Source organism: Streptomyces sp. NPDC004542 (assembly GCF_040610035.1).
In the GTDB taxonomy this organism is placed as follows: Bacteria; Actinomycetota; Actinomycetes; order Streptomycetales; family Streptomycetaceae; genus Streptomyces.
The window spans coordinates 14,530-37,747 of sequence record NZ_JBEXLP010000009.1; the positions used below are offsets into that span (position 1 = coordinate 14,530).

Here is a 23,218-nt window from a genome sequence, read left to right on the forward strand (position 1 = left end):
CTCACGCCGCGTGCCCGCCGTCCACCGCGGACTCCGCACCCGTGACGTAGTCCGCCCCGGCCAGGTACGCCACCGTCGCCGCCTTCGAGGAGGGTGTCCAGTACGGCGTCCAGCGCGTCGGCGGCCTCAACCGCCAGGGGATCATGAACGCCGTCTTCGGTGGCGAGGGCCTGTCCCTGGCCACGCTGGAGGGCATCGGCCGCGTCATCCTCCAGTCCCTCACGATCGAGGGCCTAGCCAACGCCCTGAAGAAGGCCCAGGGCGGCGACAAGCAGGGCCTGACGGGAGGTCTGTTCTCGACGCACACCGGGTGAGGCGATGCGGCGGGGAGGCGGTGGCACGGAGCCCTCGGATCGCGCCAAGACATGGGATGTATGCCGCTGTGTTGCGGCGTCTTGTGCCGCCGAAGGCGGAAAAGCCCGGGGTCGCCGATAAATCCATCCCATTGATCGCCGCACGGATCTTGACATGCTCAGGTCGCATGGTTGAGCTTCGTAACGGCCGTACGCTCCTCCCCCCACACGGAAGTGGAGTCAGACATGCCGTCAGAAGGACTGTCCCGCCGTACCGTCCTCGGTGCCGTCGGCGCGGCCGCTGCCGCCACCGTCCTGCCCGGCGTCCCCGCCTCGGCCGGTCTGCTGCCCGAGGCCGTCGCCGCCGAGGCCGACGCCCCGTCGAACCTCGCCGCTCTCGTCGACATGCGCTTCGGCATGTTCAACCACTTCAACATGGGCACGTTCACCGACGAGGAGTGGGCCGCCCCCCACCACGATCCAAAGCTCTTCGCGCCCAGCGCCGTCGACTGCGCCCAGTGGGCGGCGGCGGCAGCGGCGGCGAAGATGAGCTACGGGGTCCTGACCACCAAGCACCACGACGGATTCTGCCTCTGGCCCACCGCGTACAACGACTACAACGTCGCCACCAGCTCCTACCGGCACGACATCGTCGCCCAGTACGTCGACGCCTTCCGGGCCAAGGGTCTGCGGGTGGGGCTGTACTTCTCGATCTGGGACCGCAGTTACGACGTCCAGGCCTACGACACCCGGCACGGTGTGGCCGCCGACCAGGTCATCCAGCCCACCGACCTGACCTACATCCTGAACCAGATCACCGAACTCCTCACGAACTACGGCACGATCGACATGTTCGTCACCGACGGCTACGCCTGGCAGATGGGGCAGCAGGCAATCCCGTACCAGCGGGTGCGCGAGCACGTGAAGGCGCTGCAGCCGGACATCGTCATGATCGACCACGGCGGTCTGTCCGTGCCGTTCCTGGGCGACGCGATCTACTTCGAGGAGCCGCTCGGCATCACCTCCCCGGCCGGCAACACCTACGCGTCGCTCCAGGGGCAGACCGTCAGCAACGGCTGGTTCTGGCACCCGTCCACGCCCACCACCGAGCCGATGAGCAAGGCCTCCATCCTGTCGCACCTCGCCGACCTGGAGCCCAAGTACACCTCGTTCATCCTCAACTGCCCGCCGAACCGCGACGGTCGCCTCGACGGCAACATCGTGACCCGGCTCGCCGAGGTCGGCGCGGCATGGAGCCCCGACACCTCCCGGCCCGCCCTGCCGGCCCAACCGCACCGCGCCGAGCACCCGGTCACTCCCGTCAGCGCCTACGCCACCGGCTTCCACACCGGCGAGGGCCCGATGAACGCCATCGACGGTCTGAGCGACAAGAACTTCGAGACCTGCTGGTCGACCTGGAGCCTGACGCTGCCGCACTCCCTCACCATCGACCTGGGCGGGGTGTACAGCAACATCTCCGTCCTCGAGTACCTGCCCAAGCAGTGGAACCGCACCGGCTCCACGGACGGCGACATCACCGCCTACACGGTGTCCACGAGCACCGACGGAACCGTCTTCACCCAGGTCGCCGAGGGCACCTGGGCCGGGGACCGCACCACCAAGGTCGCGGAATGGCCGGCCCGCACGGCCGGGTTCGTGCGCATCACGGTCAGCTCGGGGACCGGCGGGTACGCCAACATCGGCGGGGTGCGCATCGGAGGCCGGACCGCCGCGCCGGTTCGCGTCTCCCGGGTCCTGCCCGGCGACGGGACGGTCTACCGGCTGGTGAACCGCAAGAGCGGCAAGGTGGTCGACGTCAGCGGTGCGGGTACCGCCGACGGCACGGACATCCTGCAGTGGCCGTGGACCGGCGGGGCGCACCAGAAGTGGACCTTCGTCGACGCGGGCGACGGCTACTACAAGATCAAGGGAGTGGGCAGCGGGAAGCTGATGGAGGTGGCGGGCCTCTCCCGTGCCGACGGCGGGAACGTCGGGCTCTGGTCGGACGCCGGCGCGCCGCAGCAGCACTGGGCCGTGACGCCGACCGGTGACGGCTACCACTACCTCACCAACCGGCTCAGCGGCCTGTCCCTGAACGTCGACGGTGGCTCCACGGCCGACGGCGCCGACGTCAACCAGTGGACGTACAACGGCGCGACGCAGGAGCAGTGGCAGATCATCGCCGTGTAGACGTCAGACGCCGGATGCCAGGCGCCGGACGCCTGGCATCGGACGATCCGGGTGATTGAAACGTTTCATTCACGGTGTGGCAGGTCGCGTCTCGGGAGGGAGGAGGCTCACGACGAAAATGGGCCCCGGCGAGCCCGGCTGTCGACCCGTGCGCGGAAGGTGAGGGCGTTTCATGCCCGGGCGTGTGGCCCGGTCCGCCCGGCGAGCGCCTCACCGGTCTCCCGCGGCCCGGTCGGCAACGGCGTTGAATGATCCGCCCCGTCGCGCCGTACTCCTCAGCAAGCGTTTGCCGGCCGCCGTCCACCACGGACGCGCGAGCCGGCCCGAGTCGGGAGTCGATGCATGTTCTCAGATGCTTTCCGTACGGACCGGGCAAGGCGCCGCGCCAAGGCCGTCCGGGTGTCCGCGGCGGCTGCGGGAGCGGTGGCCGCGGTCCTGATCGCCGGGTGCGCGTCGTCGAACACGCCCACGGGGGCGGCGCCGTCCGCCGGTACCGTCCAGCCCAAGGCGGCGGGCGACACCGCGCTGACCGAGACCAGGCAGGTGTCCGGCACCTTCGACGGGCACGACGCCCGGTTCGTCGGCGCCGGCGCTCTGGGCGGCAGCGGTCAGGAGGAGGGGCAGGACCCGCTCTTCGAGCTGGCCGACGGGGCCGTGCTGAAGAACGTCGTACTGGGCGCTCCGGCCGCGGACGGTGTGCACTGCCTCGGCAGCTGCACGCTGCAGAACGTCACCTGGGAGGACGTCGGCGAGGACGCCGCCACCTTCCTCGGCAAGTCCCCGGACGCCACCTACCTGGTGGAGGGCGGCAGCGCGGCCAAGGCCGACGACAAGGTGCTCCAGTTCAACGGCGCGGGCACGCTGACCGTGCGGAACTTCGCGGTCTCCGACTTCGGCAAGCTGGTGCGCTCGTGCGGCAACTGCTCGACGCAGTTCCAGCGGAACGTGGTGCTCGACACCGTCAAGGTCACCGGGCCGGGCAAGGACATCGTCGGCATCAACAGCAACCTCGGCGACACCGCGAAGCTGTCCGGCATCACCATCACGGGTGACCCCGGCGGCAAGATCGTGCCGTGCCAGAAGTTCGAGGGCGTAACCTCGGGCGAGCCGAAGGAGCTCGGCTCGGACGCGGACGGGAAGAACTGCGTCTTCAGCGAGGCCGACATCGTCCGCCAGTAGCGGATGCCACGAGGCGGGCGCACCCGGAAGGCCGTCCGTCTGGCTGGGGGACACCGCGCTGGGGCCGAGGGGGAGTCGGGCTCACCCGGGCGCGGGGGTTTTCGCGGTGGGCCGTGATGCCGTGGTTCGTGCGGTGGGCGCGGGTGCCGGGGGGACCGGGCCCACTGTGACCGGGTGGGTGCGGCGCCCGGGGCGGCCGGGGCCCGCCCGGCCGGTCGGCCGGGCGTCACACCGTCCCCGGCAGGGTCCCGCCCGGGATCTCCGCCAGCCGCACCGGCCGCCGTTCCCGGCGGGACAGCTCGCAGGCCTCGGCCACCCGCAGGGCCTGCAGGGCCTCCCGGCCGTCGCACGGGTTGGCGCGTCCGCCGCGGACGACCTCGACGAAGGCGCACAGCTCGGCCTCGTAGGCGGGGCCGAAGCGTTCCAGGAAGCCGGTCCACGGCTTGTCCGCGGCCGGCGGCCCGGTCGGCTCGGTGGAGGCGATCGGCGTACGGTCGTCCAGGCCGACCACGATCTGGTCCAGCTCCCCGGCGAGCTCCATGCGGACGTCGTAGCCGGCCCCGTTCAGCCGGGTCGCCGTCGCCGTGGCCAGCGTGCCGTCGTCCAGGGTGAGCAGGGCCGCGCCCGTGTCGACGTCACCGGCCTGACGGAACATCGCCGGCCCGGCGTCCGACCCGGCCGCGTACACGTCGACGACCTCCCGCCCGGTCACCCAGCGCAGCGCGTCGAAGTCGTGGATCAGCGTGTCCCGGTACAGCCCGCCGGAGAGCGGCAGCCAGGCGGCGGACGGCGGGGACTGGTCGGAGGTCAGGGCCCGTACGGTGTGCAGCCGCCCGAGCCGCCCCGAGCGGACCGCCTCGCGGGCGCCCGCGTAACCGGTGTCGAAGCGCCGCTGGAACCCCATCTGCAGAATGATTCCGGCCGCCTCGACCTCGGCCAGCGCGTGCAGGGTTCCCGGCAGGTCCAGGGCGATCGGCTTCTCGCAGAAGACGGGCAGCCCGGAGCGTGCTGCCCGACCGATCAGTTCGGCATGGGCCGAGGTGGCCGTGGTGATCACCACGGCGTCGACGCCCCACCTGAAGATCTCGTCCACACCCGGCGCCGCCGTCTCGCCGAGGCGGTGTGCGAGCTCCTGCGCCCGCGCCGGTTCCGTGTCCGTGAGGATCAGGGAACCGACCTCGCGGTGGCGGCTGAGCGTGTTCGCATGAATGGTGCCTATGCGGCCCGTCCCGATGACCCCGATGCGCATGGAAACAAAGTGAGGGGCGACCCCGGGCGCTGTCAATGCGTATGTCCGGACAATCTGACTACACGACTTCCCGTCAACCGGCCACGGAGCTACGCTCGGCCCGTGCCGAAACCAGATGTGGACCCCACAGTGCCGCTCCACCTGAGCGTGGACCGGAGCTCACCGGTGCCGTTGTACTTCCAGCTCGCCCAGCAGCTGGAGGCCGCGATCGAGCACGGCGCGCTCACCCCGGGCAGCCTGCTGGGCAACGAGATCGAGCTCGCCGCACGCCTCGGCCTGTCCCGGCCCACGGTCCGCCAGGCCATCCAGTCCCTCGTGGACAAGGGCCTCCTCGTCCGCCGCCGCGGCGTCGGAACGCAGGTCGTGCACAGCCAGGTCAAGCGCCCGCTGGAGCTCAGCAGCCTCTACGACGACCTGGAGGCGGCCGGGCAGCGCCCCGCGACGAAGGTGCTGGTCAATACCGTCGTCCCGGCGTCCGCCGAGGTCGCGGCGGCGCTCGGCGTCGCCGAGGAGAGCGACGTGCACCGCATCGAGCGGCTGCGGCTGGCGCACGGGGAGCCGATGGCGTACCTGATCAACTACCTGCCGCCCGGTCTGCTCGACCTGGACACCGCCCAGCTGGAGGCGACCGGCCTGTACCGTCTGATGCGCTCCGCCGGGATCACCCTGCACAGCGCACGGCAGTCCATCGGCGCCCGGGGCGCCACGGCCGCCGAGGCCGGGCGGCTGGCGGAGAAGGAGGGCGCGCCGCTGCTCACGATGCAGCGCACCACCTTCGACGACACCGGTCGCGCGGTCGAGTTCGGTGACCACACCTACCGGCCCACGCGCTACTCCTTCGAGTTCCAGCTGCTCGTGCGGCCTTGACGCGGTGGCGGTCGCATCGTCCACATGTCCGGACAATGTGACCGAAAGTCTCCTCGTTCCTCGTTCCTCGTTCCCCGGTGCGCGGTGCGCGGTGCGCGCCCGCGGCGGCGCCGGGCCACGGACCGCGGCGGGCCCGAGGGGAGCGGCGCTCCGCACCCGGCGACGGCCGCGCACCTCTGCGCATCTCCTCCCGAACTCTCCGCTCCTTCGCACTCCTTGTCTCCCCCGAACAGCACCGTTCCGCGGGGTGAGGCAGAATCGAGGCCGATGAGCACCTACCGCGACCTCACCGCCCCCATCGGCTCCCGCCGGGCCACCGTGCTGCGTACGGTGGGCACACGAGAGCGCCGGTCACTCCTGACCGCGCCCCGCGTGCCCACGGTCGGGATCGACATCGGCGGCACCAAGGTGATGGCGGGCGTCGTGGACGCCGACGGCAACATCCTGGAGAAGGTCCGCACGGAGACCCCGGACAAGTCCAAGAGCCCGAAGGTCGTCGAGGACACCATCGTGGAACTCGTCCTGGACCTGTCCGACCGGCACGACGTGCACGCGGTCGGCATCGGCGCCGCGGGCTGGGTCGACGCCGACCGCAACCGTGTCCTGTTCGCCCCCCACCTGTCCTGGCGGAACGAGCCCCTGCGCGACCGCCTGTCGGGACGGCTGTCCGTCCCGGTCCTCGTGGACAACGACGCGAACACCGCCGCCTGGGCCGAGTGGCGCTTCGGTGCCGGCCGCGGCGAGGACCACCTCGTCATGATCACGCTGGGTACCGGCATCGGCGGCGCGATCCTGGAGGACGGCCAGGTCAAGCGCGGCAAGTATGGCGTCGCCGGTGAGTTCGGGCACATGCAGGTCGTGCCCGGCGGCCACCGCTGCCCCTGCGGCAACCGCGGCTGCTGGGAGCAGTACAGCTCCGGCAACGCGCTGGTCCGGGAGGCACGCGAACTGGCCGCCGCCGACTCGCCGGTCGCGTACGGGATCATCGAGCACGTCAAGGGCAACATCGCCGACATCACCGGTCCGATGATCACCGAGCTGGCCCGCGAGGGCGACGCGATGTGCGTCGAACTGCTCCAGGACATCGGCCAGTGGCTCGGCGTGGGCATCGCCAACCTGGCCGCCGCCCTGGACCCGTCCTGCTTCGTCATCGGCGGCGGCGTCAGCGCCGCCGACGACCTGCTGATCGGCCCGGCCCGCGACGCCTTCAAACGCCATCTCACCGGCCGCGGCTACCGCCCCGAGGCCCGCATCACCCGCGCCCAGCTCGGCCCGGAGGCCGGCATGGTCGGCGCCGCCGACCTGGCCCGCCTGGTCGCCCGCCGCTTCCGGCGCGCCAAGCGGCGCCGGGTGGAGCGCTACGAGCGCTACGAGCGGTACGCCGAGGCGCGCCGCGCGCAGGACCCGGCATGACCGCCTCGCTGCCCCGCCAGGCCGCACCCCCGGACGAGCCGCACCGCCCGGCCGAGAACCCCCGCCACAAGGCCGAACGCAGGGCGCTCACCCTGCTGATCATCGTGCTGCTCATCGGCATCCCGGCCGGCTACCTGGTGATCTCCGCCAACCAGAGCCGCGACAGCGGCAAGGACAAGGAGCAGAAGTACTCGGCCACCGGCCTCACCGCGGGCTGGCCGTCGAAGGTGCAGCGCCGCCTCTACCAGGTGCCCGTCCCGCACCCGGCCGACCGGATCGCCTACTACGAGACGAACAACTGGAAGACCAGCCGTCTCTACACCCAGTTCCGGACCAACAGCGCCGGTCTGGACAGCTTCCTGGAGAGCATGGAGGTCAGCCGGGACGACCTGCGGAAGGGCGACATCAGCATCAGCGCCCGCGACCAGAAGATCACCGGTTGGACCTTCACCGGCCCCGGACCCTGGTGGGGCCTCACCCACAAGCAGAAGAACCCGGCGCCCACCCAGGACGTGGTCGTGAACCTGGCCGACCCGAACTTCCCGATGGTGTACGTCGTCTCCCGCACCGTGCCCTGACCGGGCGGGCCCCGAGCCACGGCCGCCGGAACCCGAGTACCGGCATCGATGTCAGACCCCGCCCGTACAGTCGAAGACGTCTGATCCGACGCACGGGCGGGAGGTGGCAGAGCGTATGAGCGGCACGGCTGCGGTGGCCGGAAGCGCCGGAGGAACCCCCGGGGACGGGGAGGCCGTCCCGCTGCGGTTCGCGGCCGTCTACCTGCCCGCGCCCCTGCCGCGCGAGGGCCGGATCGCCTTCTGGGACCCCGACGACGGACCGGCCCCGCCCGAAGCCGCCGAGGAACCGCCGGGCGCACGCCGGGACGAGCTGACGGTCGTACGCCGGCACGGCCCGGGTGTGCGCCGCAGGCAGGTGCCCGCCCTGTCCCTGCCGCTCGAGCAGGCCCTCCCGCTGCTGGTGCGGGCCCGCCGGGACCCGGCCGCCCACCCGGCCACGGCCTGCTGGGGCGCGGCCGCCCTGCACGCGCTCCGGCTCGCCGCCCGCGGCCGCCTGCTGCCCGGGCTCACCCCCGCCGGGCACGACGCGTGGCGTGCCGGGCCCCTCGACGCCGACGACATCGCCCACCTGCGCGCGGTGGCCGCGGCCCTGCCCGCCGAGGGCCATGCCGTGCCGCTGCCCGGACCGGGCCCGCTGCGGCTGCCCGAGCCGGAGGCGCTGGTCCGCTCCTTCCTGGACGCCGTCGCGGACACCCTGCCCCGCACCCCGGCCGCGCCCCACGTCTCCGGCAGGCCCTTCGCCGCCCGCGAACCCCAGTCGCTGCCCGAGGCCCACGACTGGGCCGCCGAGGTCGCCGCCGGCATGGACGCGGGTGTGCGGATCTCGCTGCGCCTGGACCTGTCGGCGTACGACCTCTTCGACGGGGACGCGGACAGCACGCGGGCGCGCGGCGCGGGCGCGGCGATCGTCCAGGTGCACAGTCTCGCCGACCCCACCCTGATGGCCGACGCGGCGGCCCTGTGGGCGGGGGAGGCCGACGCCGCGTTCGGGCCCCGCGCGCGCGTCGACGCGGCTCTCGCGGTGCGCCGCGCCGCCCGGGTGTGGCCGCCGCTGGACCGGCTCGCCGAACAGGAGGTGCCCGACGTGCTGGCCCTGTCCGAGGACGAGGTCGGCGAGCTGCTCGGCGTGGCGGCGACCCGGCTCGCCGCGGCCGGGGTCGCCGTGCACTGGCCCCGGGACCTGGCGCAGGACCTGAGTGCCGCCGCCGTGGTCCGGCCCGCGCCGGGCTCGGCGACCGACGGCACGGGCTTCTTCGAGAGCGAGGAACTGCTGCAGTTCCGCTGGCAGCTGGCGCTCGGCGGCGACCCGCTCAGCGAGGCCGAGATGGACGCCCTCGCGGAGGCCCACCGCCCGGTCGTCCGGCTGCGCGACCGCTGGGTGCTCGTCGACCCGGCCCTCGTCCGCAAGGCCCGCAAGCGAGAACTGGGCCTGCTCGACCCCGTCGACGCCCTGTCCGTCGCGCTCACCGGCACCGCCGAGGTCGACGGCGAGACCGTGCAGGCGGTACCCGTCGGCGCGCTGGCCGCCCTGCGCGACCGCCTCACGGCCGGGATCCGGCCCGCCGAGCCGCCCGCGGGCCTGCACGCCACCCTCCGCGACTACCAGCTGCGCGGCCTGGCCTGGCTCGACCTGATGACCTCCCTCGGCCTCGGCGGCTGCCTCGCCGACGACATGGGCCTGGGCAAGACCATCACGGTGATCGCCCTCCACCTGAAGCGGGCCCGCCCCGAACCGACCCTCGTCGTCTGCCCCGCGTCCCTGCTGGGCAACTGGCAGCGCGAGATCGCCCGGTTCGCGCCCGGCGTCCCCGTCCGCCGCTTCCACGGCCAGGGCCGCACCCTGGACGGCCTCGGCCCGGGCTTCGTCCTCACCACGTACGGGACCATGCGCTCGACGGCGTCCCGCCTGGCCGGCCAGCCCTGGGGCATGGTCGTCGCGGACGAGGCCCAGCACGTCAAGAACCCGTACTCGGCGACCGCGAAGGCGCTGCGTACGATCCCGTCCCCCGCGCGCGTGGCACTGACCGGTACCCCGGTGGAGAACAATCTCTCCGAACTGTGGGCCCTCCTCGACTGGACCACCCCCGGACTCCTCGGCCCCCTGAAGGCCTTCCGCGCCCGGCACGCCCGCGCGGTGGAGAACGGCGAGGACGAGGAGGCGGTGGCCCGCCTCGCCCGCCTGGTCCGCCCCTTCCTGCTGCGCCGCAAGAAGTCCGATCCCGGTATCGTGCCCGAACTGCCGCCCAAGACCGAGACGGACCACCCCGTCCCGCTCACCCGCGAACAGGCCGCGCTGTACGAGGCGGTGGTGCGCGAGTCGATGCTGGCGATCGAGACCGCGGAGGGCATCGCGCGCCGGGGCCTGGTGCTGAAGCTGCTGGGCGCCCTCAAGCAGATCTGCGACCACCCCGCGCTGTACCTGAAAGAGGAGGCACGCGACGGCCTCCCCCAGGCCGCCCGCTCGGGCAAACTCGCCCTGCTCGACGAGCTGTTGGACACCCTGCTCGCCGAGGACGGCTCGGCGCTGGTCTTCACGCAGTACGTCGGCATGGCCCGCCTCATCACCGCCCACCTCGCCGCCCGCGCGGTCCCGGTCGACCTGCTGCACGGCGGCACGCCCGTCCCCGAGCGCGAGCGCATGGTGGACCGCTTCCAGAGCGGTGGGACACCGGTCCTCGTCCTCTCCCTCAAGGCCGCCGGGACCGGTCTGAACCTCACCCGCGCGGGCCATGTCATCCACTTCGACCGCTGGTGGAACCCGGCCGTCGAGGAGCAGGCCACCGACCGCGCCTACCGCATCGGCCAGACCCAGCCCGTCCAGGTCCACCGCCTGGTCACCGAGGGCACGGTCGAGGACCGCATCGCGGAGATGCTCACCGCCAAGCGCGCCCTGGCCGACGCGATCCTCGGCTCCGGCGAGGCGGCCCTGACCGAACTGACCGACCGTGAACTGTCCGACCTGGTGTCGCTGAGGAGGCCGTCGTGACGGGCGGGGAGAGGCGCCCGGGTGACGTGGCGCGGCGGGCCCTGCGGGAGGCGCTGGACGCCCGGGAGCGGGGGAGCGGCCCGCCGTGGAGCGAGCACGAGGCCGTGGCGGCCGAGGGCGGGACCGGGCCGGCACCCGGGGCGGGGCCCGGGACCGTCCCCGGGCCGGCCGGGGACGGGGCCCGCGACGAGCGGACACCCGGACCCGGCGCCGGGGACGAGGGCGCCTGGAACGGGACCGCCCGGGACGAGAAGGCCCGGGACGGGACCGCCCGGGGCGAGGAGCCGTCGCCGCGTCCGCGTCCGGCGGTTCCCGGGCGGGACGCGCCGAGGCCCGGCGACGCCGCGCGCGCGGCGCTCCGGACGGCCGTCGCCGCCCGGCGGGACGTGGGCGCGGCCGCCGAGCACGGCCCCGGACCGGCCGCCCGTGTCGCGGCGGCGCGGCCCCCGCAGGAGCCCGCCCCGGACGCCGGGCACCGCCGCCCGGCCCCGGAGGCGGTACCGGAGAGCCGTGGCCCGGCCGGGCCGGGCGGACGCCCGGGAGACATCGCCCGGGAGGCGCTGCGTGCCGCTCGCCGCGCAACCCGGGAGGCGGATCCCGCGGACGGCACCGGGCCCGTGGACGGCACCGGGCCCGCGGACCGGCCGGCACCGGCCGGCGGTGACGACCCGCGGCGCGTCGAGCGGCGCAGGGCGGCCCGGGAGATGCGGGAGTTCCTCGCCACCGCCTTCCGCATGCCCTCGATGTCCGACGAGCCTGACGAGCCGCACGAACCGCACAAGCCATACGAACCCCACGAGCCGCACGAACCGCACAAGCCATACGAGCCGGACGAGCCGCACGAGCCGGACGAGCCGTCCCACCCCGAGGACCCGCCGGCGCGGGCGACCGTACCCGGCCCGCCGGCCCCTTCACCCACCGCGGCCACGTCCCCGGCCACCCCGGCACCGGCGGCCGCGCCCCCCGCGCAGGAGGCACCGCCCCTCCCGCCCGTCCCCCACACCATGGCCACCCCCCACCGCGACCACGAACTGCGCCGCACCTTCCCCGCCCTCCCGGCCCGACCGTCGCAAGGGGCCCGGTTCGCCGGGACGTGGTGGGGCAACGCCTGGGTCGACGCGCTGGAGCAGGGCGCACTGGACGTGCGGCGGCTGGCGCGCGGGCGGGGGTACGCCGAGCAGGGCCACGTGGACGCGATCACCGTGACACCGGGGCTCGTGCTGGCCTACGTGCGCGGCAGCCGCCCGCGGCCGTACCGCGTCCAGGTGCGGCTGCGCACGCTGGAGGAGGCCGACTGGGAGCGGTTCCTGGACGCGGCCGCCGACCGGCCGGGACACATCGCCGCCCTGCTCGACAAGGAGCTGCCCCACTCCCTCGCCGACTGCGGCGTCCCCCTCCTGCCCGGCCCCGGCGACCTGGCACCCCGGTGCAGTTGCCCCGACTCCGGCCACCCCTGCAAGCACGCGGCGGCGCTGTGCTACCAGACGGCCCGTCTGCTCGACGCCGACCCCTTCGTCCTGCTCCTGCTGCGCGGCCGCGGCGAGCGCGACCTGCTGGACGCGCTGTCCCGCCGCAGCGCCGCCCGCGCGGCCCGCGCCGACGGGGAACGGCAGCCGGCGTCCCTGCCCGGCGTCCGCGCCACCGACGCCCTCGCTCCACGCGGCCTTCCGCCGCTGCCCCCGCCGCTGCCCGCACCCCCGCACCCCCAGCAGCCCCCGGTGTACCCGGCGGCGCCGGGCGGCCCCGACCCCTTCGCGCTGGACCAGCTGGCGACCGACGCCGCCGCCCGCGCCCACACCCTGCTCACCACCGGCCGTGACCCGGTCGGCGACCTCACCCTCTGGCAGGACGCCGTACGCCAGGCCGCGGCCCGCCCCGGTACCGGGCTGACCGCGAGCACCCGCGCGCTCTACTCCGCACTGGCCGCCGCCGCGGGCCGCACCCCGGCCGAGCTGGCGCGCGCGGTCGCCGCCTGGCGGCAGGGCGGACCCGAAGGACTCACCGTCCTCGAAGAGCCCTGGGATCCGCCGGCGGGACGCTTCGACCGGGCCCGCCCGCTCCTGCTCGCCGCCGGCCTTCCGGCCTTCCGGCCGTGGCGCAACCGCCTCACCCACCCCCGGGGACATGTCCAGCTCCGGCTCGGCCGCGACGGCTCGTGGTACGCGTACGAGTCGGAACCGGACCACGACGACTGGTGGCCGCGCGGCACGCCCGACCCGGACCCGGTCGGCGCGCTGACGGGCCAGGGCACCTCCGGTGGAGCGTGAGACGGCTCAGCGGGCCCCCGCACCACCCGCCGACGGTGCGGTAACGCCTGCCCGGGCGGCCGACCCGCGGCACGGAGGCGCCCCCGGGTGCGAAATACTCTCCCGATGAGTTCACGCACGTCCCCGACCAGTCAGCCGGTCACGATACGGAGGGCCGTCGCAGGGGATGCCAAACGGCTCACGCGGCTCGTGCGTGGCTCGGGCGCCTACGAGGGCAAGTACGCGACCGCGGTCGCGGGCTACCGGGTCGGTCCTGATTACATCGAGGCCCACCGCGCCTTCGTGGCCGTCGGCGCCGACCAGCAGGGCGGCCGGGTCGTCGGGTTCTACTCGCTCGTCCTCGCGCCACCGGAGCTCGACCTGCTGTTCGTCGCCGACGAAGCGCAAGGAAGAGGTATCGGACGACTGCTCGTGGCGCACATGCGGTCCGAGGCCCGTGCCGCCGGGCTCGACCGTGTCAAGGTCGTGTCGCATCGTCCCGCCGATGACTTCTACCGCCGCGTCGGTGCGGTGCGGACCGGGACCGTGCTCGCGAACCCGCCCGCCGTGCCGTGGGACCGTTCCGAATTCGAGTTTCGCATTCCTTCGGAGCGAGACCGCTCTTCCTGAAACGTGGCACTCGAGCGGATCAATATCTGTACTCGCGAAGCGAGGATTTGACGGACCGCGTAGCGAGGGTTCTTGCCGCACGAGGCAGAGTGAAATTGCGTAATGTGCACGGGCCGTTCCGGTGTGCTACCTTCGATCCCAGTTGCAGTTGTGGTTCCCGAAGTCATTTCCGGACGGGGTAATCATCGCGGCGACTCGGCGTCCGCACGGTGCGGATTCCGATGTATTGCCCCTAAGGAGATATGACATGGCTGCTGGTACCGTGAAGTGGTTCAACGCGGAAAAAGGCTTCGGTTTCATCGAGCAGGACGGTGGCGGCGCTGACGTGTTCGCCCACTACTCGAACATTGCCACCCAGGGCTTCCGTGAGCTGCTCGAAGGCCAGAAGGTGACCTTCGACATCGCGCAGGGCCAGAAGGGCCCGACGGCCGAGAACATCGTTCCGGCCTGACGCTCACGCACCGACCGCAGCTGGGGCCCGCATCCTTCGGGGTGCGGGCCCCAGCTGCACGCATCTCCCGCGGCGTCACCCATTTCAGCACCGGTGCCCCCGGATGTTTCCGCCGGCCCGAAGCTGTTTTTTCACCACCGGTCCATACCTGTAATTCTCCATGCCGCTCATCGCTGCGGGAATTCCTTGATATGTGCCACATCGAGGAAGGTTCCGCATGAACCGCACACGTACGAACGATCGCTCCGCCCGCGCCCGTAAGGGCGGTGCCGACGCAGGAAAGGGCGGCAGCCGCTTCGGCTCGCAGGCACAGCCCCGTTCGGGCGGGCCCGCCCGGTCCGGTGGTCACGGCCGCCGGACCGCCGCGGCGCGGGGTGAGTTCGCACTGCCCAGGACGATCACCCCCGCGTTGCCCGCCGCCCAGGCGTTCGCCGATCTCGAGATGCCCGAGCCGCTGCTGGCCGAACTCGGCAAGCAGGGGGTGACCGCACCGTTCCCGATCCAGGGTGCGACGCTGCCCAACTCCCTGGCGGGCCGTGATGTTCTGGGCCGCGGGCGCACCGGTTCCGGCAAGACCCTCGCCTTCGGCCTCGCTCTGCTCGCCCGTACCGCTGGACAGCGGGCTGAACCCCGCCGGCCGCTGGGGCTGATCCTCGTACCGACGCGTGAGCTGGCGCAGCAGGTGACCGACGCGCTCACCCCGTACGCCCGCTCCGTCCGGCTGCGGCTGGCCACGGTGGTCGGCGGGATGTCGATCGGCCGGCAGGCCGGGGCGCTGCGCGGCGGGGCCGAGGTCGTCGTCGCGACGCCGGGTCGGCTCAAGGACCTCATCGACCGTGGCGACTGTCGGCTGGACCAGGTGGGCGTCACGGTGCTCGACGAGGCTGACCAGATGGCCGACATGGGTTTCATGCCGCAGGTCACCGCGTTGCTCGACCAGGTGCGTCCGGAAGGGCAGCGGATGCTGTTCTCCGCCACCCTGGACCGCAACGTCGACCTGCTGGTGCGCCGCTATCTGACCGACCCCGTCGTGCATTCGGTCGACCCGTCGGCCGGTGCGGTCACGACGATGGAGCACCACGTCCTGCACGTCCACGGCGCCGACAAGCACGCCGCCACGACCGAGATCGCCGCCCGCGACGGCCGCGTCATCATGTTCCTGGACACCAAGCACGCCGTCGACCGGCTGACCCAGGACCTGCTCAACAGCGGGGTGCGCGCCGCTGCGCTGCACGGCGGCAAGTCGCAGCCGCAGCGCACCCGCACGCTGGCGCAGTTCAGGACGGGGCACGTCACCGTGCTGGTGGCGACCAATGTCGCGGCGCGCGGCATCCACGTCGACAACCTCGACCTGGTCGTCAACGTGGATCCGCCGACCGACCACAAGGATTACCTCCACCGCGGCGGCCGTACCGCCCGCGCCGGCGAGTCCGGCAGCGTCGTCACGCTGGTCACACCGAACCAGCGCCGCGGCATGGTCCGCCTCATGTCCGACGCCGGAATCCGGCCGCAGACCACCCAGATCCGCTCGGGAGACGAGGCCCTGAGCCGGATCACCGGCGCCCAGGCCCCGTCCGGCATCCCGGTCGTCATCACCGCGCCGGTGGCCGAACGCCCCCGGCGCAGCGCCTCCTCCCGAGGCCGCCGCCGCCCTTCCCCGGGGACCCGGCGTGCCTCCGTACGCAAGCCCGTCCTCGACACGGTGGCCTAGAACCTTCGCGATCAGGAAGTCGCGCCATCTCCGCGGGGGGCACCGTGTGACGCCGGTCCGGACGCGGCCCCGCACGGACGCGGCCGGACCGCGGGTCCGCGACGACATGAGCGTCGAGGTGGCGCCGACCGTCACGGCCGCCGCACGCACGGGCCGACCGGCCGACCGGCCGTCCCCGGCCGGGCCGACCAGCGCATCGGCCCGGTGACCCGGACCGACCTCACCGCCGTCCGCGACAGCGACGCTCGCACGGACCGCGTCCGCCCGCGCGACTTCCCCGGCGACCACGGATCGTCCCGAGGCCGCGTCTGTGGGCACTCCCGGCTCGCCGCCGCACGCCTTGGCGATGCCCGGCGGCCCCGTGACGGTCCGACCGGGGCCGCGGCTCAGGCGTCGATGATGACGGGGATGATGAGGGGCTTGCGGCGGTGGGTGCGGAACGCCCAGTTCGCCACGGCGCGGGCGAGGAGCTGTTCGAGTTGGCGGGCGTCCCCGACGCCTTCCTCGGCCGCGGTGGCCAGGGTCTTCTCGATGACGGGGACGACCGGCTCGAAGGTGGTGTCGTCGTGGACGAAGCCCCGGGCCAGGAAGTCGGGGGCCTCGGCGAGGGCGCCGGTGTCGGCGTCGACGATCGCCACCACCGTGACCACGCCTTCGGCGGCGAGGGTGAGGCGGTCCTTGAGGGACGCTTCGGTGGCGCCGCCGACTTCCATGCCGTCCACGTAGACGTTGCCGGCGGGGACCTTGCCGGTGATGGACGCGCGTCCGTCGACCAGGTCGACCACGACGCCGTCCTCGGCGATGACGACCCGCTCGGGGTCGACACCGGTACGGATGGCGAGGTCGCCGTTGGCCCGCAGGTGGCGCCATTCGCCGTGCACGGGCATGACGTTGCGGGGCTTGACGATGTTGTAGCAGTAGACGAGTTCGCCGGCGCTGGCGTGCCCGGAGACGTGCACCTTGGCGTTGCCCTTGTGGACGACGTGGGCGCCCCACCGGGTGAGTCCGTTGATCACCCGGTAGATGGCGTTCTCGTTGCCGGGGATGAGGGAGCTGGCGAGCAGGACGGTGTCGCCCTTGCCGATGCGGATCACGTGGTCGCGGTTGGCCATCCGTGACAGCGCGGCCATCGGTTCGCCCTGGGAGCCGGTGCACACCAGGGTGACCTTGTGGTCCGGGAGCTTCTCCAGCTCCTTCGTGCTCACCACCAGACCGGAGGGGACCTTCAGATAGCCCAGGTCACGGGCGATGCCCATGTTGCGGACCATCGACCGGCCGACGAAGGCGACCTTGCGGCCGTGCTGGTGGGCGGCGTCCAGGATCTGCTGGATGCGGTGCACATGGCTGGCGAAGCTGGAGACGATGACCCGGCGCGGCGCGGTGCGCATCACCTGTTCGATCGCCGGGTTCAGCTCACGCTCGGAGGTGGTGAAGCCGGGTACTTCGGCGTTGGTGGAGTCGGTGAGGAACAGGTCCACGCCCTCCTCGCCGAGGCGGGCGAAGGCGCGCAGATCGGTGATGCGGTCGTCGAGGGGGAACTGGTCCATCTTGAAGTCGCCGGTGTGCAGCACCATCCCGGCCCGGGTGCGGATCGCGACCGCGAGGCTGTCGGGGATGGAGTGGTTGACCGCCACGAACTCGCAGTCGAAGGGTCCGAAGCCACGCCGGTCGCCCTCCCGCACCCGTACCGTGCGGGGCCGGATGCCGTGTTCCTTGAGTTTGGCCTCCAGGAACGCCAGCGTCAGCTTGGAGCCCACGACGGGAATGTCGGACCGCTCGCGCAGCAGGTACGGCACGCCGCCGATGTGGTCCTCGTGGCCGTGGGTGAGCACCACGGCCACGATGTCGTCCAGCCGGTCCCGGATCGAGGTGAAGTCCGGCAGGATCACGTCCACGCCGGGCTGGGTCTCCTCGGGGAAGAGCACGCCGCAGTCGACGATGAGCAGTTTGCCGGCGTGCTCGAAGACGGTCATGTTGCGGCCGATCTCACCCAGGCCGCCCAGGGCGATGACTCGCAGGCCTCCTTCAGGCAGAGGAGGGGCGGCTTTCAGTTCGGGGTGCGGATGACTCATACCCTGACGGTACCCGGAGAGCGGCACAGGTGATCCATTGGCTGTGTGATCTCTTCCGGGCAGTGGGCGTCCTTCGCCGCGTCGTGCGGGGTCACCCCCGCCGGCGGACCCGCCCGCGCCTCGGCCCGCGTACCGAGAACCACTGCGAACGCCGCGGCAAGGAGGGCAGGACCCGACACGAAGTCGTCCGATGCCTCGGACACCGTGCCGCCCGAGAGGTCGTTCACCTGATCCGGCCCACATTCTCACCCCCTCCGTCGCAGGGGCGGCCGTGCGGGATGAGAGGGTCTGACGGGTGAGCGAGACACCACCGAACACCCTGCAATACCGCTTCGACGGGCCAGAAGACGCACCTGTCCTGATCCTGGGTCCCTCACTGGGCACCACCTGGCACATGTGGGACCGGCAGGTCCCCGAGCTGGTCCGACAGTGGCGGATCTTCCGGTACGACCTGCCCGGGCACGGCGGCGCCCCCTCGTACCCCGCCGGGTCCGTCGCCGAGCTGACCGCGCGGCTGCTGGTCACGCTGGACGGGCTCGGCGTGCACCGCTTCGGCTACGCGGGCTGCGCCCTCGGCGGCGCGGTCGGCATCGAGCTGGCGCTGCGCCATCCGGAGCGGCTGGCCTCCCTCGCGCTGGTCGCCGCCTCGCCGCGGTTCGGCACGGCCGACGAGTTCCGGCAGCGCGGGGTGATCGTACGGACCAACGGATTGGACCCGATCGCCCGTACCTCGCCCGACCGCTGGTTCACCGGCGGGTTCGCCGCCGCCCAGCCGGCGATCACCGAGTGGGCCGTGCAGATGGTCCGCACCACCGACCCCGGCTGCTACATCGCCGCCTGCGAGGCCCTCGCGGGGTTCGACGTGCGGGGCGAGCTGGGCCGCGTCGGCGTGCCGACCCTCGTCCTGGTCGGCTCCGACGACCAGGTCACCGGCCCCGCCGAGGCCCGCACCCTGGTCGCCGGCATCCCGGACGCCCGCCTCGCGGTCGTCCCCGGAGCCTCCCACCTGGTCCCCGTCGAGCAGCCCGCGGCCGTCACCGACCTGCTGGTCCGGCACTTCTCCACCGCCTGGCAGCCCGCCCACGAGCCCGCCACCGGTCAGACGGCCGTCCCGGCGGCCCCCCTCCAGCCGGCCCCCGCCGCGCCGCCGCAGGCCGCCCCCGTCGCCGAGATCGCGCCGGCCGCCGTACCGCAGCAGCTCCCCGCCCGGCCCGACCCCTACGACGCGGGTCTGAAGGTACGCCGGGAGGTCCTCGGCGACGCGCACGTGGACCGCGCGCTCGCCCAGGCCGACGACTTCTCCGGCGACTTCCAGGAGCTCGTCACCCGCTACGCCTGGGGCGAGATCTGGGACCGCCCCGGCCTCGACCGCCGTACCCGCAGCTGCGTCACGCTCACCGCGCTGGTCGCCGGCGGTCACCTGGAGGACCTGGCCTCCCACACCCGGGCGGCCCTGCGCAACGGACTGACTCCCGGCGAGATCAAGGAGGTGCTGCTGCAGGCGGCCGTCTACTGCGGCGTACCGGCGGCGAACAGCGCCTTCCGGGTGGCCCAGCAGGTCATCCGGGAGGAGACCACCCCCGAGGGCTGAGCCGGTCCGGGCGGCGCCCGGGAGGGAGGATGGGAGCCATGAAGCTCACGAAGATGTCCCACGCCTGCGTCCGGCTCGAGAAGGACGGGCGGACGCTCGTCATCGATCCCGGCGGTTTCAGCGAGCAGGACGCCGCCGTCGGCGCGGACGCCGTCCTGGTCACCCACGAGCATCCGGACCACTTCGACGAGGGCCGGCTGCGGGCCGCTCTGCAAGCGAACCCCGCCGCCGGGATCTGGACCCTGAAGTCGGTCGCCGACCAGCTCTCCGCGGCCTTCCCCGGCCGGGTGCACACCGTCGGCCACGGTGACACCTTCACCGCCGCGGGCTTCGACGTGCAGGTCCACGGCGAACTGCACGCGGTGATCCACCCGGACATCCCGCGCATCACCAACGTCGGCTACCTCGTCGACGGCGGCCGGGTCTTCCACCCCGGCGACGCCCTCACCGTGCCCGGTCTGCCGGTCGAGACCCTGATGCTGCCGGTCATGGCCCCCTGGAACAAGATCTCCGAGGTCATCGACTACGTCCGAGAGGTGCGCCCGCAGCGTGCCTACGACGTCCACGACGCCCTGCTCACCGACCTCGCCCGCCCGATCTACGACCGCCAGATCGGCGCCCTCGGCGGCACCGAGCACCTGCGGCTGGCGCCGGGGGCGTCCGCTCAGGTCTGAGCGGCCCGGGAGGCGGGCGGGCCGCGTTGTCGGACCCGCCGGGTAGGTTGGGGGACATGCGCATCGCGACCTGGAACGTGAACTCGATCACCGCCCGCCTCCCGAGGCTGCTGGCCTGGCTGGAGAGCAGCGGCACCGACGTGCTCTGCCTCCAGGAGGCCAAGATCGCCGAGGAGCAGTTCCCGTTCGGCCAGTTGCGCGAGCTGGGATACGAGGCGGCGGTGCACGCCACGGGCCGGTGGAACGGCGTGGCGGTGCTCTCCCGCGTCGGCCTCGCGGACGTCGTCAAGGGACTGCCGGGCGACCCCGGCTACGACGGCGCGGTGGAGCCCCGGGCGATCTCCGCGACCTGCGGCCCGGTCCGCGTCTGGTCGGTGTACGTGCCCAACGGCCGCGAGGTGGACCACCCGCACTACGCGTACAAGCTCCAGTGGTTCGAGGCTCTCAGGGCCGCCGTCGCCGGCGACGCGGGCGGCGGCCGCCCGTTCGCGGTGCTGGGCGACTACAACGTGGCGCCGACCGACGACGACGTCTACGACCGGGCCGCCTTCGAGGGCAGTACCCACGTCACCCCCGCCGAGCGCGCCGCCCTGGCGTCCCTGCGCGAGGCGGGTCTGTCCGACGTCGTCCCGCGCCCGCTGAAGTACGACCACCCCTTCACGTACTGGGACTACCGCCAGCTCTGCTTCCCCAAGAACCGCGGTATGCGCATCGACCTGGTCTACGGCAACGCACCGTTCGCGAAGGCGGTCAAGGACGCCTATGTGGACCGTGAGGAACGCAAGGGCAAGGGCGCCTCCGACCACGCGCCCGTCGTGGTCGACCTGGACGTGTAGCACGCGCGGGACGTGCCGGACGCACAGAGGGCACGACACCAGCGGCCGGGCTGTGGTGTGCACGGCCGTGCGAATGCGACGCTGGGCGTATGAACATCCCTTTCCTGGGCCACCGGCACCCCAAGACCGGGAAGGCGGTGCTCCCCACCGATCCCGAGGGCGTCGCCGACCTCCTCTCCGAGTGCGAGCTGCTGCGCTCCCAGGCGGAGCAGGCGGGGGTCCGGCTGGACGACTCCCCGAGCTCGTTGGAGGCACTCGACCAGGTGCTGCCGCGCTGGCGCGACGACGAGGAGATCCTGCCCTGGCTGGGCAACGACGCCGGTTTCTACCTGGGGACGGTGATCGTGCGTACCGTCCCCGGCGCGGTGTGGGACCTCCGGCCCGCCGGGCCGGTCGTACTGCTGGCGTCCGGCCGTGAGTTCGACGTCGTCGCGTCCGGCCACGAGTGGGCCGCGAACGGCGTGCCGGAACTCTCGCAGCTCTACGCCGAGGTCGCCGAGTCGTAGGAGCGGCCCGCCGGTCGAGCCCCAGGTCACCGGGCGGCGACCCCGGTCGGCTGACCGGCCGGTGGTCGTCGCATAGGATGTGCCCTTCGTGGGGTGGCGGTTCACCGAGCCAGACCCGGCCGGCGGCAGCCGGCGATCACTGCTCGCGCAGCGGCACGGACACGTATGACGGGTCGTCCGCCGGTGAGGAGAAGGTCAGCTGCGCGCCGGGCGGGTTGTGCTCGATGGAGAGCGGGTCGACCGTGTCCACGACCAGGACGAGACGGCGCCCGGCCGGCACGTCGTAGGCGGTGGAGAACAGATCCAGGTCCACGGCCGACGACCGGCCGGGCGTCCGTCCGTGCCAGGTGTACGGGGCGTGGGTGACCAGCTTGCCGAGGCCCAGCGGCCCCACGTCGTACAGGTAGGCGACGAGGGTGCCGCTCCCGGCGCTCGGGGTCAGCGTGGTGTGCAGGTGAGCGGTGCCGCGCACCTGTTGGGCCGAGGCGTACTTCTCCGACTGCCACACCGCGGCCCAGCGGCGCGGGAGCAGCGTGACCGGCGCGACGGGCGGCACCCGGGCCACCTGGTCGAGGATGCCGGACAGCAGGACGGTCCCGCCGTCCGCGCCCGAGTCGACGTTCGTGTGGACGGTGGTGGAACCCGTGAGGGCGATCTTCCGGCGGGTGGCGGCGGCCGATTTCCAGTCCGGGTAGCCCTCGTAGCCGCCCGTGGAACGGGACTTGAGCCGGACCGGCTGCTCGCGGTCGATGCCGTTGTCCGTGCCCTTGAGACAGTGGTCGAACCAGCGCCCGGTGTCGGTCCGCACCTCGTCGGGCCGCCCGAACAGGCCTGTCGGCTCGTGCGAGTAACGATTGTTGTGGTGTGAACGAGTTCAGGAGGCACGGTGTGAGGTGCGTGGGGGAGCGGGCTCCTCGGCGGCCGGCGGCGGCGCCTGTGCCGCCCGCGTCACGTCCGCGACCAGTTCCACCACGTCGGGCCCGTACGCCTGCGAGTTGACGACCTTCAGCAGCAGCACGAAGGAGTTGTCGCCGTGTTTGCGGGCCAGCCGTTCGTGGTTGCGGGCGAGGTACCGGGTCGCCGCCTGGTTGGTGATCGCCCGCTGCCCGCAGAACAGGAACACCGGCCGCGCCTCGCGCCGTTCGCCCGCGGTGAGCCGGGCCAGCAGGACGTACTCCGTGACGCCGGGATCCATGCGGTACCGCTCGGCGCCGATCTGGAAGGCGCCGCGGTCCGGGCCCGGCTCCGGGTCCACGTTGACGCGCAGTCCGGGCAGCATCGCCGACATGTGGGCCAGCATGCGCCGGTTCGACCCGGGTCCGCCCACGCAGAACTCCGTGCGTTCGCCGAAGCCCTGCTGGACGGTGTCCTGGGTCACCACCTGCAGATGCGCGCCGCAGTCCTTGATCAGCGCGGCCAGTTCCAGGAGCGCGAACACATCGAAGCGGTGGACCGCCGGCTCGGACGTGGCCGGGTCGCGGTTGACGACGAGCAGTGACTCCGCGTTCTCCGGCAGCCCGAAGAACGCCTGCTTGCGCCGGAGTTTCCGCTTCCACAGATAGGTACGGGCGATCCAGCCCAGCCCGGCGCTGATGCCGGCCGCCACCACGCCCAGTACGATGTTGCGCACGTCGTCGTTCATGCCCGCGCATGCTAGCGGTTGCGGCGTACCCGTGTTCGACGCATTCCTGACGTGATCATGACGATGCACTAAGCTGCCCGGACGGTCTCTGGCTGGAGGTGCGG

Annotated in this window: 17 protein-coding genes and 3 pseudogenes; 15 read left to right on the top strand and 5 right to left on the bottom strand. The window is 72.9% G+C overall.

The genetic code is table 11. The features are described from left to right. Position 1: 1 nt before the first annotated feature. Positions 2–82 (bottom strand): annotated as a pseudogene (locus tag ABZX30_RS07935) (oxidoreductase); the annotation flags it as partial. Here ABZX30_RS07935 and ABZX30_RS07940 point away from each other — a divergent pair. The 3 genes and pseudogenes from ABZX30_RS07940 to ABZX30_RS07950 all read left to right on the top strand — a co-directional run. Then, positions 81–314, top strand: a pseudogene (locus tag ABZX30_RS07940) (AIM24 family protein); the annotation flags it as partial. The pseudogenes ABZX30_RS07935 and ABZX30_RS07940 sit on opposite strands and share 2 nt — an antisense overlap. Before the next feature lie 225 nt (positions 315–539). Beyond that, the gene (locus tag ABZX30_RS07945; protein ID WP_355930231.1) at positions 540–2,483 is read left to right on the top strand and encodes an RICIN domain-containing protein; all 1,944 of its coding nucleotides are present in this window, start codon (positions 540–542) and stop codon (positions 2,481–2,483) included. 342 nt (positions 2,484–2,825) lie between these two features. After that, positions 2,826–3,662: a pectate lyase gene (locus tag ABZX30_RS07950; protein WP_355930234.1), complete on the top strand. Its 837-nt coding sequence runs from the start codon at positions 2,826–2,828 to the stop codon at positions 3,660–3,662. A 226-nt stretch (positions 3,663–3,888) separates the two neighbouring features. Here the strand turns inward: ABZX30_RS07950 and ABZX30_RS07955 are convergent, their stop codons facing one another. Next, complete coding sequence (locus ABZX30_RS07955) at positions 3,889–4,911, bottom strand: Gfo/Idh/MocA family oxidoreductase (protein WP_355930236.1); 1,023 nt, start codon at positions 4,909–4,911, stop codon at positions 3,889–3,891. Positions 4,912–5,040: 129 nt separating this feature from the next. Between ABZX30_RS07955 and ABZX30_RS07960 the strand changes: the two genes are divergently transcribed. The 8 genes from ABZX30_RS07960 to ABZX30_RS07995 all read left to right on the top strand — a co-directional run bounded on the left by ABZX30_RS07960 (position 5,041) and on the right by ABZX30_RS07995 (position 15,793). Continuing rightward, on the top strand, positions 5,041–5,778 hold the full coding sequence (locus ABZX30_RS07960; RefSeq protein ID WP_355930494.1) for a GntR family transcriptional regulator: 738 nt from the start codon (positions 5,041–5,043) through the stop codon (positions 5,776–5,778). Between the two features lie 267 nt (positions 5,779–6,045). Further along, positions 6,046–7,191: an ROK family glucokinase gene (locus ABZX30_RS07965; RefSeq protein ID WP_355930237.1), complete on the top strand. Its 1,146-nt coding sequence runs from the start codon at positions 6,046–6,048 to the stop codon at positions 7,189–7,191. After that, positions 7,188–7,769: a sugar kinase gene (locus ABZX30_RS07970; RefSeq protein ID WP_355930240.1), complete on the top strand. Its 582-nt coding sequence runs from the start codon at positions 7,188–7,190 to the stop codon at positions 7,767–7,769. The genes ABZX30_RS07965 and ABZX30_RS07970 overlap by 4 nt, the downstream gene beginning before the upstream one ends. A 115-nt stretch (positions 7,770–7,884) precedes the next feature. Then, positions 7,885–10,755 carry a DEAD/DEAH box helicase gene (locus ABZX30_RS07975; RefSeq protein WP_355930242.1) on the top strand — a complete coding sequence of 957 codons (2,871 nt, stop codon included), beginning with the start codon at positions 7,885–7,887 and terminating at the stop codon, positions 10,753–10,755. Further along, a complete protein-coding gene (locus ABZX30_RS07980) occupies positions 10,752–13,022 on the top strand; it encodes an SWIM zinc finger family protein (protein ID WP_355930245.1) in 2,271 nt (756 codons plus the stop codon). Before ABZX30_RS07975 ends, ABZX30_RS07980 begins: the two co-directional genes overlap by 4 nt. A 105-nt stretch (positions 13,023–13,127) precedes the next feature. Next, positions 13,128–13,631, top strand: coding sequence for a GNAT family N-acetyltransferase (locus ABZX30_RS07985; protein WP_355930247.1), 504 nt, complete (start codon positions 13,128–13,130; stop codon positions 13,629–13,631). A gap of 247 nt (positions 13,632–13,878) precedes the next feature. Next, positions 13,879–14,082 carry a cold-shock protein gene (locus ABZX30_RS07990; RefSeq protein WP_030404051.1) on the top strand — a complete coding sequence of 68 codons (204 nt, stop codon included), beginning with the start codon at positions 13,879–13,881 and terminating at the stop codon, positions 14,080–14,082. Positions 14,083–14,299: 217 nt separating this feature from the next. Further along, the gene (locus tag ABZX30_RS07995) at positions 14,300–15,793 is read left to right on the top strand and encodes a DEAD/DEAH box helicase (protein ID WP_355930249.1); all 1,494 of its coding nucleotides are present in this window, start codon (positions 14,300–14,302) and stop codon (positions 15,791–15,793) included. Positions 15,794–16,179: 386 nt separating this feature from the next. On the opposite strand, the gene ABZX30_RS08000 is transcribed toward ABZX30_RS07995, so the two are convergent. Beyond that, positions 16,180–17,865, bottom strand: coding sequence for a ribonuclease J (locus ABZX30_RS08000; RefSeq protein WP_355930252.1), 1,686 nt, complete (start codon positions 17,863–17,865; stop codon positions 16,180–16,182). 295 nt (positions 17,866–18,160) lie between these two features. Here ABZX30_RS08000 and pcaC point away from each other — a divergent pair, with 295 nt between their 5' ends. The 4 genes from pcaC to ABZX30_RS08020 all read left to right on the top strand — a co-directional run bounded on the left by pcaC (position 18,161) and on the right by ABZX30_RS08020 (position 21,472). Next, entirely contained in the window at positions 18,161–19,456 is a 1,296-nt protein-coding gene (pcaC, locus tag ABZX30_RS08005) for a 4-carboxymuconolactone decarboxylase (RefSeq protein WP_355930254.1), read from the top strand. Positions 19,457–19,494: 38 nt separating this feature from the next. Next, a complete protein-coding gene (locus ABZX30_RS08010) occupies positions 19,495–20,130 on the top strand; it encodes an MBL fold metallo-hydrolase (RefSeq protein WP_355930256.1) in 636 nt (211 codons plus the stop codon). Positions 20,131–20,186: 56 nt separating this feature from the next. Beyond that, positions 20,187–20,966: an exodeoxyribonuclease III gene (locus ABZX30_RS08015; protein ID WP_355930259.1), complete on the top strand. Its 780-nt coding sequence runs from the start codon at positions 20,187–20,189 to the stop codon at positions 20,964–20,966. 89 nt (positions 20,967–21,055) lie between these two features. Then, entirely contained in the window at positions 21,056–21,472 is a 417-nt protein-coding gene (locus ABZX30_RS08020) for a DUF6278 family protein (RefSeq protein WP_355930261.1), read from the top strand. A gap of 136 nt (positions 21,473–21,608) precedes the next feature. Here the strand turns inward: ABZX30_RS08020 and ABZX30_RS08025 are convergent. After that, positions 21,609–22,319: pseudogene (locus tag ABZX30_RS08025) on the bottom strand (CocE/NonD family hydrolase C-terminal non-catalytic domain-containing protein); the annotation flags it as partial. A 27-nt stretch (positions 22,320–22,346) separates the two neighbouring features. Continuing rightward, positions 22,347–23,114 carry a hypothetical protein gene (locus ABZX30_RS08030; RefSeq protein ID WP_355930264.1) on the bottom strand — a complete coding sequence of 256 codons (768 nt, stop codon included), beginning with the start codon at positions 23,112–23,114 and terminating at the stop codon, positions 22,347–22,349. Between the last annotated feature and the right edge of the window lie 104 nt (positions 23,115–23,218).